This is a genomic window from Kaistella haifensis DSM 19056, from assembly GCF_000735695.2.
Classification (GTDB): domain Bacteria; phylum Bacteroidota; class Bacteroidia; order Flavobacteriales; family Weeksellaceae; genus Kaistella; species Kaistella haifensis.
On record NZ_JASZ02000068.1, the window covers coordinates 1 to 4,452 of the forward strand.

The following is a 4,452-nucleotide window of genomic DNA, read 5'->3' on the forward strand; positions in this document are numbered from 1 at the left end:
GGTTAATAAAAACAAAGTTACTAAAACGGCGAATGGTAAAAGCTACCGGAGGTTTAGTTCAACAAGGGTTTGGCAATAGCGGGCGGAACGTAAAAAATTCACGTTTTGTGCTTCGGTAGAAATTTATATTTTAGTTGAAAGTTTCGGCTTCGATTTGCCCGCCATCGCCAAGCCCCGAAACGTTATATGCCATATTACACAAACACCGTCATAAAAAGATGATAAACAAAATTTTAACATTTCTTTTTTTAATAAATTTCTCAATAGTTCTAGCACAAAAAACCGTAAATGCGAAAATAATAATTGATGAAAATAATAATTTAAAAATTTCCGAAACATTTGCTTCAAAAAAAAATATTATAATCTTTCCAAATTACATTACTTTAGATAGTTCTGCAAAATTTTTAAGCAATGAAACTTCAAATCTGAAAAGTTATGATGTGAGCGATAAAGTTGATTATGTAATAAATATTGACAAATCAAATGCAAATAATGATTTTTTTATTACAACTATAAGATATTTAGGATTAGAGAAATCTGACTTCACAAAGGAAAAAAAATTTAATCTTAATATTTCTTCCAAAGACTATAATATCATTTTTCCTACCGAAAACGATTTGCAACGAAAATATATTGCTACACCAATAATTGTTGCGGGCAAATTTAAAAATTTTGAAGTTAATGGTTTTCAAGTTTACTATCTTGAAAAAGAAAACGGACTTTTGGAAGAAATCAAAAAAGCAACGGAAGGAATGTCTAAATCATTTGAGTTTTTTTCTAATTATTTTGGGAAAAAGGAAAAACCAAAAATTATATTTGCGCCAATAAATGGACCAAGTATAACTAATGAAAACATTATAATTTACAATAGTGCCATATTCAAAAATGACGCACCTAGAACAACTGTTTCGCACGAAATTGCCCATATTTGGTTTGGAGGGGATGGAATTATATTCAAAGAAAATTCTTTAACAGAGGCATTAGCAGAATTCCTTGCTTTTGAATATTTAAAAGCAACATATCATTCTGAGAATTTCAACAAATACTTTGAAGATTTAATTGGCTATAAGCAATTTATAACCGAAGGAAAAAAATCCTTTGTAGGATTTGCCAATCAAAATTTAGAAAAAAATGAAAAAAAATTATTTTCTTATAACTTATTACCACTTTATCTTTATTCAAAACAAAAAAACGATGCAAACTTTATCAATATAATTGGTGAATTTTATAAATATAAGAAATATGACAGAACTACAAGTTTAGATGAATTAAACTTCTTCCTACAATCAAAAGGTTATGAAACATTATTCACAGATAAAATTCCAGATTTTTACTTTAGCGAGTGTGGTAAATCAAAATTATGTATTAATTCAAACTCTGAAAAAATATACAATTTAGAAATTGAGAGCACAACTATGGACAACTTGAATACCAAAAAAAATATCAAAATTTCTAATAAAAGTCCTGAAATTATAGATATTAATAATATTAAGAAAATTACATTAGACCCTGAATACAAAATTCAACAGGTTTCAAGATTAAACGATATTTGGAATGCGGAAGACAATAATATTTTTAAAAGAAACAGATATTTCTCAACTGCCAAACTTAATCCCAAAATGTTAGAAATCTCAAACGAAATTGGTAACTACTTGAATAACTTAGATAATAACGAAATAACAAAAAATCTTGTTATTGATGAAAAAGACAAAGTTAAGTTTAAAGAGTTAAAAACAAAATATTTAATTTCAAAATCTATAATTTTATCAGGTGCTTCTAGTTCTTTCAGTGAAAAAAACAATTCTTTATATCTTAATTTTTCTTTTAATGACAAAGCAAATAATGATATTAATATTTTAAAAATGACCTTAAAATTAGATAACCAAAATCAAAAGTTAGAATCTCTAGAAACCGAAGAATAAAAATACGGCATATAATAACTAAGCTTTCGTCTTGTCCGCAGGATACAAGATGAAAGCCCGTTGAACGGAAGCTCCGGTAGCTTTTCAGCAGTATGATGGTCCTCTTATGGGGATGTCGTTTTTAGGATTTAGAGGTGCAAAGCAGTTTTTTCGGAAGGACTGCTTTTTTTTTGTAGCCATTTCATGAGTTTTTAAAAGGTTAATAAAAACAAAGTTAATGAAACGGCGAATCGGAAAAGCTACCGGAGGTTTAGTTCGACACGGTATTTCTATTAGCGGGATTGAAGTTTACATCATAAAGATTTTAGCGAGTTGTTCTTTTTGTTATATTTACAAAAACTAATTATAATAATCCCCGCCAACAGAAATACCCAACCGTTAGCGTAAAGTGATAAAAAGCACCATTTATAAAATGAATAACTAAATTCTTATATTTGCTAAAGTTTCAAATTAACTATAAATGAAAGTTACGATAAAAAATTTAGGCAAAATTGAAAGTTGTGAATTACAGCTTAATGATTTAACTATCTTAGTTGGAGACAACAATTCAGGTAAGACATATGTAACTTACAGTACTTATGGTGCCCTAAAATATTGGCGCGATTTCATAAATTATAATAGTTTTAAAGACTTATCTCAAGAAATTATACTAAACGGTCAAATAAATCTTGATAAAAAACTGATTATTGAATTATCGGGAATTGCATTAAAAAAAGAAAGCGATAAATTTAAACGTCGCATTAAAGAACTTTTTAATGATAAAGAGAAGATTTTTGATGAAGCTAGTTTGAGAATCAAAGTTGACCAACCTCTTAATTTTAAGGATAAAGAAAATAAAATCCGAGTTGGTGATAACACTGTATTTGAAGGAATTATAAAAGATAACACTTTAACTATTGTTTATAAAACACTTAATAAAAGTGATTTAGACAAAAACCTAGTTAGAGATATAATTGGTGACCTATTTTGTTTTATGGTTTTTGACGATGTTATTCCAGACCCAACAATTATAACTGCTGAACGGTTAGGTATTTCATTATTCTATAAAGAGTTAGACGAAAGAAGAAATTCTATGATTGAAAGTCTTCAAAACCTAGAAAACAAGGATGATAATATTCATCCATTCGAATTAATTATGAATATGAGCGCATATTATGCGACTCCAATACGTGATCATATTGCATTTACAAGAAACATAGACAACATAAAAAAGAATTCTTCTAATATTGATATTTCATATCCTTTAGAGATAATTAAAGAGATTTTAGGGGCTGAATTTAAAAAAGAAAATAAACAAGATATAAGATTTTATACTAAAAATAAAAGAAATAATAGATTTGACATACCATTATATTTAGCTTCTTCATCTGCAAGATGCATTGTCGATATATTTTTTTATTTAAAGCATATTGCCAAAATTGGTGATTTACTAATAATCGATGAACCAGAGAGTCATTTTACTTTAAAAAACCAAAGATTGATGGCAAAACTGATAGCATCAATCGTAAATTTAGGCATTAAAGTATTTATTACAACTCATAGTGATTTTTTAATAAAGGAGTTAAATAATCTTATACTTTTGAAAAATGACTTTCAAGAAAAGTCAGATTGGTTAGTAAAAAATAAAAAGAGATATACTGAAAAAGATAATTTAGATTTTAATTCAATATCCGTTTATCAAGGTATAAACGGAACATTAAACTCTTTAAAAATTTCAAATATAGGTATTGAGATTCCATTTTTTGATGAGGAAATCAATAATCTTTTTACGGTTTCATCGGACCTAGACTATTTTATATCGTAATGGAAAGTATTTTTTGTGATTTACAAGTTATCAAATCATACGATGAGATAAAAAAAGAAGTTAAATTGGTCGAAGAAACAACTGGTCAATCAATTATTATTGGAGGATTACCCGAAGATAGCCTTATATTAAAACTAGATATCGACCATGCTGGCTACAAAAAGAAATCTTCGTATTTGAGAAGTGGTGTCGAATTTATTCATAAAGGATGTGATTATTGCGTCATAATTCCTTCAATTAACAAAATTGTACTATTTGAACTTAAATCAAATCATCCTAAAGGATATGCAGATCAATTTGTTGCATCTGAAATATTTTTAAATTATTGCAATTCTTTGTGGAAAAAGTTTAATAATTGTCTACAAGAGTTTGATTTCGTTCGTGTTTTACTTTCTCCAAAATTTAACGGACAATTGACAAGTACGAAAGATGTAATTAAATTTACCAAACCTGATAGAACGAAAGAAGATATTCTCATTTTATCACCAGGTTTCCCACCAAGAATCCGGATAGAAAAATTTCTAAATTGATAAAAATATCACCTTCCGCTAATAACTAAGCTTTCGTCTTGTCCGCAGGACAAGAAATGAAAGCCCGTTGAACGGAAGCTCCGGTGGCTTTTCAGCAGTATGATGGTCCTCTTATGGGGATGTCGTTTTTAGAATTTAGAGGTACAAAGCAGTTTTTTCGGAAGGACTGCTTTTTTTGTGGCGTTTGGTAGCCTTT

4 protein-coding genes are annotated in these 4,452 nt (G+C 28.3%); all 4 read left to right on the forward strand.

What is annotated here, in order from left to right:
- The first annotated feature begins 218 nt into the window (after positions 1 to 218).
- The 4 genes from AP75_RS13735 to AP75_RS13745 all read left to right on the forward strand — a co-directional run bounded on the left by AP75_RS13735 (position 219) and on the right by AP75_RS13745 (position 4,256).
- Positions 219 to 1,922 carry a M1 aminopeptidase family protein gene (locus AP75_RS13735; RefSeq protein WP_088264989.1) on the forward strand — a complete coding sequence of 568 codons (1,704 nt, stop codon included), beginning with the start codon at positions 219 to 221 and terminating at the stop codon, positions 1,920 to 1,922.
- 217 nt (positions 1,923 to 2,139) lie between these two features.
- Entirely contained in the window at positions 2,140 to 2,265 is a 126-nt protein-coding gene (locus AP75_RS14795; protein WP_262488071.1) for a hypothetical protein, read from the forward strand.
- A 117-nt stretch (positions 2,266 to 2,382) separates the two neighbouring features.
- Positions 2,383 to 3,726 (forward strand): AAA family ATPase, encoded by a 1,344-nt coding sequence (locus tag AP75_RS13740; RefSeq protein WP_088264990.1) that lies wholly within the window; start codon positions 2,383 to 2,385, stop codon positions 3,724 to 3,726.
- Positions 3,726 to 4,256, forward strand: a complete 531-nt coding sequence (locus tag AP75_RS13745; RefSeq protein ID WP_031501628.1) for a hypothetical protein — start codon at positions 3,726 to 3,728, stop codon at positions 4,254 to 4,256. Before AP75_RS13740 ends, AP75_RS13745 begins: the two co-directional genes overlap by 1 nt.
- Positions 4,257 to 4,452 lie beyond the last annotated feature (196 nt).